Here is a 14,086-nt window from a genome sequence, read left to right as displayed (position 1 = left end):
CAGTCTCTGTTTAAAAATCAAACGAGCTTAATAATTGTTATTGAGTTTAATTTCATTGTTTGTCAGGCCACAGCCTAACAGGTGTGACACTTCTCCGGTGACCCAAGCTGCAGCCGAAGACGTCCCATGTATAGTGAGATTTAAACCTTGTTCTTTTTTGGAAAATACGCCTGGTGCATAAACATCGACGCACCGGCCGTAATTTGAAAACGGTGCAATTGTTCCATCTAGAGATAATGCACCAACTGTTGTTACACCTTTTATCAACGACAGCTTATTACTCACACAAGCATCCTGTGAATGGTTGCCTGCAGATACGATTATGTAAGAAATGCCCCCTTCAGTTAGCCCATCGCGGATCACATTAGCCAGAAACTCAGAAACAAAAGGCAATGTCCAACTGCTATTAATGATGTCTACCTGCATTTTTTGAGACACACTGAATGCCAAAATCATGGCCGAATTTAAGGTGCTGGCTTGCTGAATACTCACCAATTCAGCTGCGGGAGCGCTTTGGCCAATTGCCTGTGACTTAAGATTGCTCGCTATAACATTCGCAACCATGCTGCCATGGCCTCTTGTGCCCTCGCTATTAGATAGCAAATGCTGATGATCTGCATCGTATGCGAGTAATACATTAAACGTTGAAAGCGCAGGCTCTGATAAACTCAACCCGTCATCAATAATTGCTATACGTTTTGGATGATAAGACGAAAGACACTGATGCCTGTGAAGCTGCCTCACTTGTTGCGCTTTCAATATACTATTAGGTGCTTGTTCAGCTTGTTCATGTGCACGCGCAATTGCAAAATCAGGCTGTATATTCACCACTCCACTTAATTGCTTTAGCTGTTCATAAACAGATAAAAACTGTGTCGGTGCAGATGATATTAGAACGGTTGCACTCTCTACATTTTCCGCAAGTATTTGGATTGGCGCTATCGACTCAATGCCATGTGCTTTTTGTTTATCGATTTGAGCAATAAGTTTGTAATTTAAATAAAAATCTAATCCAATATTGCTGCTATAGATATCCGTTTGAGGTGATGGGTATAACCTAATTTCTTCAAGGTCATTTTTAAAAGTAATGAAGGGTCTATTGGGGGTGTCAGCGACAACCCCAAATGCGAATAGAATTAAAAAACAGCCCAATAATTTCACCGCTAACTGCTCTCTTAACTCCTAGGAGGAAAAATACCATCCATACACAAACAAAATTGTACAGCAAGGTATGGTTGTCTATTTTCATGCGCTTGATTTTGCCCATTACTCAATATCGCTTGAGGATTCAAAGTAATGTTTGAGCCTCCCAAATCATCCGAAGAATATACACGAGCGACACCACCAGTGGTGGCTCTTGCCGCAGATAACAAACCAGTGCCATTGGAGCGATCAACCAGACCATCTTTGATGGTTTTACCTGCATATAACTCATGAGTATGTGATGGAAGCTCACTCTCCATTAACACAACATCCGGTAACCCAACCCGATTACCAAGATCGCCAGGGGAAAGACCAGGCCCAGTACCAAACATGGTTGGGCTTCTGCCTTGCAAATCTGGTAGCTGCATATTTGTCTGTCCATTGCCGCCATAAGTAGTACCAATCACAGCAAACAGTGCCTGATTTTGCGAAATATCAACAAACTGGCCATCACAAAACGCATAACTAACCGGAGCGAAGGCATATGGCAACATATCAACTTGACCAATAAATGGATCCATTTCAATACTCCTTTAATTTCGAGACGGGTACAAACCGTTCATACAAATAATAAAACCGAGATACAGCATAGGCATTCTGTTTTCGTGCGCTTCATCACCACCGGTTGTGCCTATGGCTCGAGCGCTGAATGGGTTCGTTTCTAACCCTGCGGTAGAATCAGGTAAAAAATGTAACTCGCTACCAATATAAGATTGACCATCAACTGGGGCTTGTAACTCAGACGTCGCACTAGTTATTTGTACGGGGTGACTGTGTGCTGGTAATTGTGAGGTCGACAACACAACTTGTTCAACACCATACCGCTGACCTATCACTCGATTTGTCAGGCCTGGCCCCTGCCCGTCACCTACTGGTATTCGCCCTCGCATGTCTGGAAGGCCATAAGTGGTTCGCCCATCACCACCATAATTACTACCCAATAGACTAAATAAAGATTCGTTATCCGTTATCGCTTGTAGCTGGCCTGCACAGTATGACCAGTGGTATGGTGAATACACGCCTGCAAACATACGAATTTCACCTAAATATGCATCACTCATATTATGCTCCTTTACTTAGTTTCTTGGCGGATACGCACCGTTAAGTGCAATCACAAAACCCAGAACCGTTGTTGGTTGTAAATTAGTATGAGGTGCGTTTTGCCCTACAGTGCCAATACTTTGCGAAGACAAAGTATCCAAACCACCTGAGTTTTGCGCGTAAAACTTTTTTACCCCAGTCGGAAACTGCGTGTTTGCAGTCGATATGGTGTAACGCGCTGTTGGATTGGCGTTACTAAATGGAAGGAAACTATCCCCCTCTAATGAATCAACTTGAAAATCGTGGTTATGTCCCGTCTGGGCATTAGTCAAGGTAACTTCCTCAAAACCGCCCTTCTGACCTTGTTGCAATATACCGTATTTACCTTGATAAACAGGCGCTCGCCCTCGCATATCAGGTAATCCAAAGTTCGTTCGTGCATCGCCACCGAATGTATCTGAGAGCAATGAAAATAGCGCTGGGTTGTCGTTGACAGGAATCAATGCGCCATTGCACGCAGCCCAGTGTACAGGTGGAAAGTTAAAGGCAATCATCTGCATCATGCCTAAATACGGATTAACCATAAAAACCACTCCTTACTTTTGACTTGGGTTTCCCCACTTCTTAATTGCGTTTGCGAGAAATAACAATCTGATATTTATCAACATCATAAATACTCATAAACATCGGATATTCACCAAACGTACTATGCTTAAACAGATAATTATCTTGAGGAAGTTGGTTGTTAGGGTCTCCGCGAAGAGAAATACTAAAGGAAGAAAACTCTTCAGTGTCTATTCTGCCATTCTCTACGTTAAAAATTTCTAGTTCACCAACTTGCTGTTCATTCTGCACCGAAAAGACATCTACTTTTTGACCAACTAAGGAGTGCATTAACTCATGCGTTACTATTTCCATTTCTTGCTACTCTTTTTGTGTAAAGTGAATACAAGGCTGCCTAAATGACACCCAGTTTAAACACCCACTATGCTTTTCATTGCAGGGGGATACCAAATCAATAATTCATGAGGCGGTTGTATCAATTCAGTATGAAAACCTAGTTCTAAATACAGGCGTTTTGCACCCAAATTCAAACAGCTAACAGACAAAGTGAGTGGCATAGCTGACTGCGCCGCACAGTGCTGAAATGATTGAATAATTGCCCGCCCAAAACCATGGCCTCGCGCTGCGGCCAAAAAGCCGATATCAACTAAACGAATTTCATTATGACCAAAATCAAGCGTGGCCTTGCCAATGGGTTCACCGTGCTTTTCAATAATGAAGTACATTGCATTGGGGTACTGAGCACCGTACCCTTGAGTTTGCGCTTTTAGCTGCATCTCAACGATGGACTCAATAAAATCTTGCTCGCCATCAATACACTGCAAGTCCTGTCTTACTTCTCTGTGCAGCTTTTCGATAAATGGCTTATCACTTGCTGTTGAGGGACGGATATGAAGTCCCTCAGGTATGGTAAATTGCACCATAATCCTTATCCTCTTATGTGCATTTATTGAGTATATGCAGCTTTAAAATTTTTGCTCAGAACATTCAATGATATTTTTAAGCCACGCATTAACCTTGCAATCAATCACCAAATTGATCCTAGCCTTAAAGCCGCGATTCAAAACACTGTGCTCTAAGTCCGCATTGACGTACCAAGATTCCCCATTGCGCATAGGCACTTTTTGTCCGCCAACAACAAACTCAATTTCTTCAGAGCCAGTAATGGGGATATGGATCCGTGCTTCGCCGTACTCCAAAGATAAGCGATGGTCTTGATGTGGATAGATCTGACTTCCTGCCCCTAAACGCATCAGCCTCACTGACTTAAAGAGACATTTGAATTGGCTTAGAAACCGTTCAATTTCAGGTAGGCTTTCCATGATAGGTAAAGGTGAAAACTGCCCGTTACATTCCTCGATTGAGAAACATTGTAAAATTGGATGAGCATCTAAATGAGCTTGATCAGCATAGAGTGCGAGTACATCCCACTCACCTGTAAAACAAGATGTGTTTACGTGTCTACACCAATGAGAATTACTGACAGAAATAACATCATCGAGCAAAGCATTAACACGGCAAGGTAAATCGAGCTTTGCGCCCGCCAACACCTTAGTTGGTTGTGTACAACTTAGAGTCATCAAACTACCCTAAAGGCTGACCTGAAATATCAAATTTATAGACGGTATCTGCAAACTTGCCACCAATAGCGGTTATCGAGTCATATCCATCTATGGTCAGGAGTCGAGTTTTTGTATATAACTCCCTAGGTCCATAACTTTTCAGATATATGCCCTGATTGTCGTATATCTTTATGCTGTTTGAATGGGAGTCTAAAACATGTATATATCCAGACACGTCGCAGGTTATCGATTTAACACCATTAAGTTGGTGCTCCAATTCATTACCAGATTCGCCAAAAGAGCCAAGTACATCGCCCTCAAAATCTAATGCATAAATAGAATAGCTCGTTTCCCCTGTTACAAATAGACGCTGGCGCTTTTCATCAATAGTAAAATCTTTAACATGCATACTCAGTGGAATAAAACCTAATATTGTTCCTTTATCATCATATATGTCTATTTGATTCATTGACTCAAACAAAATATATACTTTGCTACCATAGCGCCTTGCAACTCTCGGTTTGAGTCTAACTTCTACGATAGTTTGTTGTGGGTTTTCAATTAAAGTGGTGGGGTTTGTGACATTCCAAGAAAGAAGTTCTGAGTTATTTAATCTTTGTGTATATGCCGTTGCGTGCTTACTTTGATGTGCCCAAACAGGCATGGAAACACCCGCTGCGCTTGATGCACCCATAATAACTGCTGATTTAATGAACCCTCGACGCTTCATGGACGATTCCTTCCTAAGTTGATTAAATCAATTATTACAGGATTGAAAATAATAAAATATTACACCTTATTACACTGCGCAGTACATAAACATTAACTCAATAGAAAAAAGCACCACTTAATAACTAGCCTTGAATTTAATCAATTGAAGTGAGTCACACTTTGCAGCCATAAGCTACCTACCCCAAAGAAAAAATATTCTCAGCTTTTTTTAAAAAATAAAAAGCTACATAAGAAAAGACCAAAAAACACAACAATAAAAAACTAAAAACATCGTCATACCGATATAAGAGACAAAAGATACAATCTTTAATCCTTATATTTGGAATAATAAAAATAAGACAAGCGTTTCTTACTAGGTAAAAAATCGTATGTATTATATATGTGAAATTAATTATAACTTGTAATCGTCAACCACTAAAAAACGATGTACTATCTACATTCAATTGCATCAAATGTTTCTTGGCAACAATAATTAACTCGTAGAATAAACATAATGTCATTAACTCATTTTTCTGATCCATATATAGAGAATAACTTCGATTCTTCCCAATATGAGCTACTTCATAAGATTGGCGAGGGCGGTTTTGGTAAAGTCTATAAAGCACGCAATAAAAATACAGAACAAACTGTTGCTATCAAATTTTTAGCTCTTGAGCCCCATTTAGAAGAATCAAAAAAGAAACGATATGTTGAACGCTTTAAACGTGAAACCGCACTAAGTGGGCAATTAGAGCACCCGCATATCGTTCGATTATTAGATAAAGGACAGGTTAATGAGCACCTGTTATATGGTGTTTTTGAGTATATTGAAGGCCAGTCACTGCGTGAATACCTTATGCAAGAAGGAGCGCTGGACGCAGTTGAAGCCACCGATATTATGTTACAAGTGCTCGATGCACTGATCCACGCCCATAAAAAAGGGATTATTCACCGAGATATCAAACCCGCCAACATAATGCTTACACAAGCGGGAGCGAAAATACATGCAAAAATCCTTGATTTTGGTATCGGTACTCTCACGCAAGAAAGCCGTCATCAAGACTTTGCAACCATCACGTTAACGCAAGAGACAATCGGTACGCCTTCTTACAGTGCCCCAGAGCAGCTGAGAGGTGAACCTGCGTCAGAAAAAACAGACCTATACGTTTGGGGGCTCGTTTTATTAGAGTGTTTAACAGGCATGCCCGCCGTAACTGGATCGAGTATTGCGTCTATCTATCACAAACAATTAAGTGACGTACATATTCCCATACCCAGTGCGCTACTAGGACACCCGCTTTCAGGGTTGCTTAGACGTGTGTTGCAAAAAAATGCCACTGAGCGCGTCATCTCAGGCAAAGAAGTGTTCACAGAACTCAATTCAATGAACGTCTCAAATTTGGTGGGGATATTAGCAGACGTCCATGCACAACATGGATATGACGACAACACGGTTGTTTTGAGAAATGATGACCCAAACCATGTGGTCGCGCTTGACTACACAACGCTCACCGAACGAAAACAAATCACTGTGCTCGCTGTTCGATTAAGCGCGAAAATAGTCACTGGTGAAAGCAAAGATTTAGACATAATAGACACCCTTTTTCGATCTCAGCGTAATCACTGCATTGATATTGCAACACGCTTTGGCGCCTATCATGTTGGTAATTTGGCAGACACCATGCTGTTTTATTTTGGCTACCCAGTTGCCAGCGACAATGATACGCGTCTCAGTGCGCGCACCGCACTCGAAGCCATCAGTGAATTAGCCAAAAGAAATGCGTTAATGCAAGAAGCGCATGGCATTCAACTTAATGCGCATGTTGGTATCCATTCTGGTATTTTTGTCACATATGCCAATGCAGTGCCAGAAGGAAATGTAGCTAATATTGCCATGGAGTTATCTCGCCTTGCGGGCGAGAGGCAGATTTTATGCTCAGCAGAAACACGCTCTATTCTAGAACCGTTCAGTGAGTTTGATTATTTCGACAACATTCAGTTGGGATTATCCATTGAACAGTTGACAGTTTATAACCTCAATGGTGAAAAACGCATTGAAGCCTTTGGCTTTATGCGTGGCACTAAGAACCACCACAAGCTGGTTGGCAGACAACATGAGTTAGATAAAACGTTGTCCATCATTAACGATGAGAATACGAAATCCCGCATCGCACACATCTTCGGCGAGGCAGGCATAGGTAAATCTCGCTTGTTGCAAGAAATAAGAGACAATGCATCTCAATATCAACACCTGGTTGCACAGTGCTTGCCAGAACACCAAAACAATGGCTTGTATCCTGTTATTAACCTAGTTAAGTACCTATACAACATTCAGACCCTTAGCCACTCAGAAATCGTTGCTAAATTCACCACATTATTAAGCAGTGCAGCCTCTGACATAGATGTCACACACATGATGCCTGTGTTACTTGTATGGCTAAATGTCGAGTTACCTGAACATATCCAACCCTCTTCTTTGAATTCAGAATCGCAAAAAGCACTGTTGTTTAAGGGCTTGGCAAGCCTATTAAGCACAGATGAAAATGCAATCTGCAACAATAAACTATATGTTTTTGAAGACATTCATTGGTCGGATGCAACCACGCTGGAGTTCATTCAATTTTTTGCAGAGAGTCTAGACGGCCATCATGTTCTGATTAGCACATCACGGCAACCAGCTCCAAACTGCTTACACGATTTAACGCTACTTGAAATCGAACTTAATAAACTGACCTCTAGAGCAACCGAAGACTTTATTGAACAACTTTTCGAAAATAAATCAGTGTCCAATTCAGTCAGGAATGTACTAATTAATCGAACAGATGGGATCCCTCTATTTATCGAAGAGCTGGTAGATATGATGAAGCAAAAAGGCCTTGTACATGAACAACACGGTGCTATTCAGTTCATCAGCCCAGACAAGCAAAATGAGGTCCCAGGCAGCCTTAGAGAGTCTTTGCAACAGAAGCTTGACTGTCTTGTACATGCCAAAGAAACAGCGCAATTGGCTGCAACAATCGGCAGAGAGTTTGACTATGATTTGCTGGTAGCGGCATCCTCACTCAGTGAGGATCAAATTCAAAATGATTTGAATGAACTGATTGACAAAGATCTCATTGTGCAACAACGTAGAGTGGACAGCGACAGCTATATATTCAAACATGCTTTGGTGCGAGATGCCGCCTATGAAAGCCAAAGTTCTAAAGAGTTCAAAGGCAAACACTTACAAATATTGTCTGCACTCGAAACCCTAAACCACTTTGATAGAGATCCACTACTGACCACATTTCACTTGAAAAAAGTCGGTCAATTTAATGAAGCGGTCACACTGCTTTTGCACAGTGCGAAACAAGCAACCACGTGCTTTTTTGTAGCAAAAGCCAGCTCATTTTATGCAGAAGCATTGGAGATTATCAATGCAGGTAACATTGAAGACAACGCACTGGCAACGTCTGTTAAAAATGCCCTCGCCGCATCTCGTATCGCTTACAATGGCTGGCTTGATAGCCAAGCCGTGTCGAATATGGAAGAAAATATCCGTAAGATGGAAGAAATTCAAGATCCGACACAAAAGTTTTTCACACAGCGTGGGCAATGGCTACACGCCTATGCATCAGGCGATATGAATGTAGCACATCAGATAGGCATTGGGATTGCGAAAAAAACAGACGATCTACCAAGTCATGTTCACCCCATAATTGCTGAAGTTGTTGTACAAACCCATTTCTCATTTGGGGAGTTTGACACAGTTTTAAGCTTAATAGACTCATTGCCCAAGCGTGGTTTTTTTGACAACAGTCCTGAGGCCATTTCTGCCAACTTTGGATTTTGCTCTGAGCTAGTTTGCATTGGCTTCAAAGGATTATCTGAACTCTTGCTAGGTCTGGAGCAACAAGCGGATGAAACCATGCGAGACCAACTTTTGCTTGCGAGACAACTTAACGTCGAAGATGTACTTTCAGCCACTCATGGCTTTCAAGCTTGGTACTTCTTACTCAAAAGTGCCATCAGCACTGAGTTCAATGACTTTAACCACAGTCTAAAGAACGCCAAGTTGCATTCCGAGCAAGGATACATCCACTCGCAAAACACCAATAATATTGGCTGGCTTGGATATAACACCATGCTTAAATACTTGGCCAATATCGATACACAAAATTCATTTGAGCATTTTGAGGAAAATATAGCCCAATTTATGGGCTATCAATCTCACCGTTATTTTTATTACTTTTTCTTAGCTAAGTTTCTATTTTTACGCAACGATGGGCGTTATGAAGATGCGTATGCAGAGTATATTAGCGAAAAAAGTAAAAACCAAAACCGATATCTTAATCAACACGATAACCTTTAATTGGAGATAATTATGTCTGACGCAGCAACGTACCCTACGGGTCTACTTTCTTTTACTTATCATGTGGCAAACACGGAGTCTGTAAAAGCACAGGCACAGTCTGACTTAGATGGTGTAATGACTGACTTTGCGTTAACGCCAACTCAGCAAGAACTCATCACTAAAATTTCTAACGAGACGGGCCTTACTGACAGCTTATGGGAACAATATGCCGAAGAGCTAAGAACTGAAGTTGATCACGACATCAAGACCGTTTGGTAATGATGGGAGGCGGGTAATTATTTACCCGCCAATACTATGCGATATACGACATTACAACTACATACGTGCTTAGATCAGTCATTCTCTTCACTTATAAACAGAAATCAGCCTGCACTGGCCCAAAGTCTCATCGAGGTTGTTCCTCAAAATACTAAAGGCATATGCTACGAATACCGCTCGAATATAAAACACCGTCCTTGCGATATTTTACTGGCATACAGCTGTGCCCCAGCTGATTTGGAACAACTCGAAAACTATGTTTCGCAGCTTACACACGACCAATATGCAAGTGAAATAATCAAGTTCATAGAGCAAAGAAGGATTAACCCTGAATACAGGCCTATCAATCTAGTTTGGTTTAGCTTTGATTGGAATAGCACGCACTACCCCAGTATCCCGACTTTTTATGTCAGCACACAAAATGAAAAGTACAACGATAAACAGAAATTATCATCACTGACAACGGATCTCGTCACCCGCCTTGTGCCGAGCCATTTAGCAACGGCACAACGTGTCTTGGACTGTTTGGGTAAGGCAAAACTCAACCACATTGGGTTTACGTTTGCTCGAGAGAAATTGAAAACAAAATTTGTCTTAACCTGTGACACAACATCTATTTTACCCCTGCTGAGTGACTTAGATTGGGAAGGGGATCATGACAAATTGGTTCAACTGCTCGATTTTGTAAAAGGCATCACCCCAAAAACGCAGATTAGCATCTCTTTTGATGACAACTTATCTAGCAAACTTGAAATTGAGCTACCGTGGATCACATCACATGATAACAATTACATCGATAAACCGTTTATCGACTTTGTGTCAGACATATGCCACGCCCAGGATGAATACCAAAGTTTAGCTGAGCTACAAACTTGGCTAGATGCAAAAAATCATGATTGTATTTTTTATAATAAGTTCTCTTTATTTGAGGATTCTACCGTCAACTTGAAATCCTATTTACATTCAAGTCCATTCCAAAAAAGGAGATTTTTACAATGAGAGCAATCTATCTCGCAATGGCGATGGCTTTTGGTGCCCAAGCTACAGATGCAACCTATGCAACGTACCCGGATTGGCTAGCAACAGACAAGTGCAAGGTGGATGATGTGCCATTGCTGCCCAAAGGGATGACACAACTTGAGTACTACCCTCTAGACGCATATAACAAAAATGTGTGCGAAGATTTAAAGCCAATATCCTCGTCAGGCAGCGACTATCAAGCAAAAATAGATTACCTCACCAATCGCTACAACTTGTTTTCATGGCTACAGTTCATTGCGCTGAACAGGGAGGTAAATAATCATTACGAGATAACACAGAATAACTTGGGTCGCTGCGATAAAGACGCCAATTGTGGCAACCCTGTTTGGTTAAATTGGCGAGAAACCGACACAATTTTTCTTGAACAAGGTGCAACGCCTGTCGACTGGCAGTTTAACAACAACGCATCGCTCATCGAGCCACTTAGGTTAGTTGAACAGGTTGCCCCACCGCACATGCCATACAAAGATGCAATTTTAATCGATCAATCCAATAACCCCGTTTACTACCAAAAATTTGTCAGCCCTTACCTATTCGAGTTTATTAAAAAGAAATCATTCTATAACTTGGATGGTCAAATTGACTATGCCAATAAGCGTGCTTGGGCATGTAAAAATGACAACGACATCGACAATGATGCTTGTATAACAGTAAATACCATTGGCTTTTTGGCATGTAAAGATCCGTCTCAAACACAATGTGATAAAATACAAGACCTCACACAATTTGACTGGTCTTCCACTACGCCAGGTATGGCCATTGAAATCAAAGTGGCTTGGAAAGTACTCGAGTCTGGTGATGATAAAAGCAAATACATCACCCGATTATTGCCTGTCAGAGAGTATAAGGATTTTGTATCCGGCCAAAGTAGCCCTTACACTGTCACGAATAAATATATGGGCGTTGTTGGGTTTCACATTATTCAAAAAACGGGCAGCTCAAAAAATTGGGTTTATTCGACCTTTTCACATAAGAGTAATATCGATGGGTTAACGCCCTCATTCTATGATAGAAACTGCCCAACTTGCCCTGTGAACAATGCTGATAACGGACAATCGAAAACGCAAGTTACCCGTATTGACGCCATTAGCCCTATCACAAGACAAGTGAATGAACATGTCGTTGAAGCGCTGACAGCTGAAAACTCCGTTTTACAGTTTTATCAATTGATTGGCACTCAGTTCACAACAGACAGAAGTGAACCACTTACCGATAATACCGGCAAAGTAAGCACCTCTAAACAAGTGGAACTCGAGAATTATTCGGGCAATCACCCACACCCTGTTTACTTAACCAATGAGGTGCTGGAAACCTTCTTGCAAATAGGCAATGAACAAGTTGAAGGCCAAAAAAAGCCAATTTATAACAGCTCTTCATGCATGAATTGTCATGCCAAAGGCGGCATTGCAGTCAAATGTGATACCAGCTTAAAAAAGGCGGTTTTTGGTCTGCGCACATCTGACTTTATGTTTATTTTTGACGATGCGCACTGGAAAAACCAAGATAAATATTGTGCACCACAAAATACAATAAACTAAACGCCCACCAAAGTGTGATTAACCAATTCAGATATGATTTTTCACACTTTAGTCTAATCCCGACTTTGCACTTCGCATGAATGCATTCACAAGCGAGCAATGATAACGTTTATTAATGTTCACTGCAGTGAGACTAGGCTCCCAAAGTGCAAAGTGGATTTATAGTTTCTCTCAAAGTTTGATATCCCCTTCATCACGATTTCCCCCCTATGGGAAGTATTTATATCACTTCACCAAACATAGAGAAACAAGAACAAAACTCACATTATTAACACTTGGCACACAAACCCCTCACTTATTAGAAAGGTTGTGTAACACCATCTTGTATAACAGTGACTATTTAATAGTGCAATTTTCTTAACCAATTACGGTGTCACTACCGTGATAGACTTTACCCTTTCAATACCTGGAGCTAATCGGCAATCTTGTGCTGAGGTAACCTCCAACGTCAGTGCACTATTAACCGCACTGAGCAGCATCAAATATGTACCTTGATTAGAGTTTGCAGTCACATCCACTGACCACAATTGTTTATGATCTTCGCTGACACAGGTAGCAACTGAATTTTTCAATGTAGAAAGCTGAAAATAAGCGATACCCGATTTTACTTCAATATCTGTGATTACCCCTTTCGCCTGTACGCTCGTTGAGGCAAATAGATTGAATATCACCAGTATACCAAATACAGTTTGTTGATAAATTGTCTTCATTTATTCATCTCGAATGATGCAATGCTTACTGCCACATACAGGGTGAACCGCAGGTGTCAACTCATATACATCTTTTAAAAAAGAAATGTTGGTACACCCTGCTCTCGTTGCGTGAGACTTCACTTGACGCCTTTTGAGGCTCTCTTTATTCGGCGTAAACATCGCTCTATCTTGATAAAATGGGAAAGATGCATACTTGTGTTTAGTACTTACATAGCCAGCACCTAGGCAGTTTTCTTCCAGAAAATAAACTAGGTCTGTGTACACATCCCGCCTATAGTACATAGAAAAATCTTGCCCCTCTGAAAGCGGAGCGATATACAAGTATCTATCATCACTGGCAAAGCCTTCTATGCGTCCGATTTTGGTTATGCCATCTCCCTTATAAAGCATACTCACCCCCTTATAGCCATCTGAGAGTGCCGGCTTTACCGCCACCGATACGCCCTTTGCTCGTTCTACATTAACAATTGCAAGGCAGTCATTGGCACTTTCAACACTAATCGGTAATTCCCCAGCCAATGCGGTGATCAACATAGAGTACATCGCCCGGCCTTGCTCATTATTTAACGAAAAACTATATTCATTACGCTTCGATGCGTGAGCACAACTAGGAAGGGTATGCGTTTTCTCTTCATCTATAGCAAAACGTACATTATTGTCACTCACATTCAACTGAATAATTTGCGCAGCTGAAAATACATGTATACTGAATATAGAAAACAGTAGACATAAAAAACTTCTCATTATTTTCATCCGAATTCACATTTTAAATATTAAAACCACCGCAATAATGCCATAATAACAAAAGATAATACAGCACCTCCTAGCTAGGCACTATTTCAAGTAGGGATTAAAAAAGAAAATATGATTTATAGGTTCCTTATTTTCACAGCACTAATAGCAGCACCATTCAACATTTTAGCAAATATAAAAAACACGCCTGTTATTTCATATTACTTAACTAATAATGTATCTGAATCAAAAATCCTTACTGATGAAATAATACACAACGGAGAATTAGATATTCGGTGGCATGATGAAAATGAAAATAATGAGTATAGCCTGATAATTAGAAACAATAATAGCCTTCAATCTCAAACT

General features: G+C 40.9%; 14 protein-coding genes. 4 read left to right on the top strand and 10 right to left on the bottom strand.

The genetic code is table 11. From position 1 onward, the window contains the following. Positions 1 to 27 precede the first annotated feature (27 nt). The 8 genes from N477_RS17155 to N477_RS17120 are packed head-to-tail and all read right to left on the bottom strand — an operon-like array spanning position 28 to position 5,100. Positions 28 to 1,161: a S8 family peptidase gene (locus N477_RS17155; RefSeq protein ID WP_063363289.1), complete on the bottom strand. Its 1,134-nt coding sequence runs from the start codon at positions 1,159 to 1,161 to the stop codon at positions 28 to 30. Between the two features lie 14 nt (positions 1,162 to 1,175). Continuing rightward, positions 1,176 to 1,724 (bottom strand): phage tail protein, encoded by a 549-nt coding sequence (locus N477_RS17150; protein WP_063363288.1) that lies wholly within the window; start codon positions 1,722 to 1,724, stop codon positions 1,176 to 1,178. A 12-nt stretch (positions 1,725 to 1,736) separates the two neighbouring features. Further along, positions 1,737 to 2,264 (bottom strand): phage tail protein, encoded by a 528-nt coding sequence (locus N477_RS17145; RefSeq protein WP_063363287.1) that lies wholly within the window; start codon positions 2,262 to 2,264, stop codon positions 1,737 to 1,739. Between the two features lie 15 nt (positions 2,265 to 2,279). Beyond that, positions 2,280 to 2,828: a phage tail protein gene (locus N477_RS17140; RefSeq protein ID WP_063363286.1), complete on the bottom strand. Its 549-nt coding sequence runs from the start codon at positions 2,826 to 2,828 to the stop codon at positions 2,280 to 2,282. Positions 2,829 to 2,868: 40 nt separating this feature from the next. After that, positions 2,869 to 3,162, bottom strand: coding sequence for a DUF6916 family protein (locus N477_RS17135; protein ID WP_063363285.1), 294 nt, complete (start codon positions 3,160 to 3,162; stop codon positions 2,869 to 2,871). Positions 3,163 to 3,218: 56 nt separating this feature from the next. Next, the gene (locus N477_RS17130; RefSeq protein WP_196760646.1) at positions 3,219 to 3,731 is read right to left on the bottom strand and encodes a GNAT family N-acetyltransferase; all 513 of its coding nucleotides are present in this window, start codon (positions 3,729 to 3,731) and stop codon (positions 3,219 to 3,221) included. A 42-nt stretch (positions 3,732 to 3,773) separates the two neighbouring features. After that, positions 3,774 to 4,388, bottom strand: coding sequence for an aspartyl/asparaginyl beta-hydroxylase domain-containing protein (locus N477_RS17125; RefSeq protein WP_081216559.1), 615 nt, complete (start codon positions 4,386 to 4,388; stop codon positions 3,774 to 3,776). A gap of 4 nt (positions 4,389 to 4,392) precedes the next feature. Further along, positions 4,393 to 5,100, bottom strand: a complete 708-nt coding sequence (locus N477_RS17120) for a hypothetical protein (RefSeq protein WP_063363284.1) — start codon at positions 5,098 to 5,100, stop codon at positions 4,393 to 4,395. Between the two features lie 495 nt (positions 5,101 to 5,595). On the opposite strand from N477_RS17120, the gene N477_RS17115 reads away from it, so the two are divergent. The 4 genes from N477_RS17115 to N477_RS17100 are packed head-to-tail and all read left to right on the top strand — an operon-like array spanning position 5,596 to position 12,272. Continuing rightward, on the top strand, positions 5,596 to 9,432 hold the full coding sequence (locus tag N477_RS17115; RefSeq protein WP_063363283.1) for a TOMM system kinase/cyclase fusion protein: 3,837 nt from the start codon (positions 5,596 to 5,598) through the stop codon (positions 9,430 to 9,432). Between the two features lie 12 nt (positions 9,433 to 9,444). Continuing rightward, complete coding sequence (locus N477_RS17110; protein ID WP_046357147.1) at positions 9,445 to 9,693, top strand: hypothetical protein; 249 nt, start codon at positions 9,445 to 9,447, stop codon at positions 9,691 to 9,693. A gap of 36 nt (positions 9,694 to 9,729) precedes the next feature. Further along, on the top strand, positions 9,730 to 10,692 hold the full coding sequence (locus N477_RS17105; RefSeq protein ID WP_063363282.1) for a hypothetical protein: 963 nt from the start codon (positions 9,730 to 9,732) through the stop codon (positions 10,690 to 10,692). Further along, positions 10,689 to 12,272: a hypothetical protein gene (locus tag N477_RS17100; RefSeq protein ID WP_063363281.1), complete on the top strand. Its 1,584-nt coding sequence runs from the start codon at positions 10,689 to 10,691 to the stop codon at positions 12,270 to 12,272. Before N477_RS17105 ends, N477_RS17100 begins: the two co-directional genes overlap by 4 nt. A gap of 365 nt (positions 12,273 to 12,637) precedes the next feature. Here the strand turns inward: N477_RS17100 and N477_RS17095 are convergent, their stop codons facing one another. Together N477_RS17095 and N477_RS17090 are read right to left on the bottom strand one after the other, a co-directional pair. Next, positions 12,638 to 12,982, bottom strand: a complete 345-nt coding sequence (locus N477_RS17095; protein WP_063363280.1) for a hypothetical protein — start codon at positions 12,980 to 12,982, stop codon at positions 12,638 to 12,640. Then, positions 12,983 to 13,729: a hypothetical protein gene (locus tag N477_RS17090; RefSeq protein WP_155731944.1), complete on the bottom strand. Its 747-nt coding sequence runs from the start codon at positions 13,727 to 13,729 to the stop codon at positions 12,983 to 12,985. Positions 13,730 to 14,086 lie beyond the last annotated feature (357 nt).

Source organism: Pseudoalteromonas luteoviolacea H33-S (assembly GCF_001625695.1).
Lineage (GTDB): Bacteria > Pseudomonadota > Gammaproteobacteria > Enterobacterales > Alteromonadaceae > Pseudoalteromonas > Pseudoalteromonas luteoviolacea_B.
The sequence above is the reverse complement of the archived record's forward strand: the minus strand, read 5'-3'. Positions and strand labels throughout refer to the sequence as shown.

Bases quoted from the DNA above. Each gene is read 5' to 3' on its own strand.
- N477_RS17095 (WP_063363280.1), bottom strand. From the start codon at position 12,982: ATGAAGACAATTTATCAACAAACTGTATTTGGTATACTGGTGATATTC.
- N477_RS17150 (WP_063363288.1), bottom strand. From the start codon at position 1,724: ATGGATCCATTTATTGGTCAAGTTGATATGTTGCCATATGCCTTCGCT.
- N477_RS17090 (WP_155731944.1), bottom strand. From the start codon at position 13,729: ATGAGAAGTTTTTTATGTCTACTGTTTTCTATATTCAGTATACATGTA.
- N477_RS17105 (WP_063363282.1), top strand. From the start codon at position 9,730: ATGCGATATACGACATTACAACTACATACGTGCTTAGATCAGTCATTC.
- N477_RS17120 (WP_063363284.1), bottom strand. From the start codon at position 5,100: ATGAAGCGTCGAGGGTTCATTAAATCAGCAGTTATTATGGGTGCATCA.
- N477_RS17110 (WP_046357147.1), top strand. From the start codon at position 9,445: ATGTCTGACGCAGCAACGTACCCTACGGGTCTACTTTCTTTTACTTAT.
- N477_RS17140 (WP_063363286.1), bottom strand. From the start codon at position 2,828: ATGGTTAATCCGTATTTAGGCATGATGCAGATGATTGCCTTTAACTTT.
- N477_RS17125 (WP_081216559.1), bottom strand. From the start codon at position 4,388: ATGACTCTAAGTTGTACACAACCAACTAAGGTGTTGGCGGGCGCAAAG.
- N477_RS17145 (WP_063363287.1), bottom strand. From the start codon at position 2,264: ATGAGTGATGCATATTTAGGTGAAATTCGTATGTTTGCAGGCGTGTAT.
- N477_RS17115 (WP_063363283.1), top strand. From the start codon at position 5,596: ATGTCATTAACTCATTTTTCTGATCCATATATAGAGAATAACTTCGAT.
- N477_RS17100 (WP_063363281.1), top strand. From the start codon at position 10,689: ATGAGAGCAATCTATCTCGCAATGGCGATGGCTTTTGGTGCCCAAGCT.
- N477_RS17130 (WP_196760646.1), bottom strand. From the start codon at position 3,731: ATGGTGCAATTTACCATACCTGAGGGACTTCATATCCGTCCCTCAACA.
- N477_RS17135 (WP_063363285.1), bottom strand. From the start codon at position 3,162: ATGGAAATAGTAACGCATGAGTTAATGCACTCCTTAGTTGGTCAAAAA.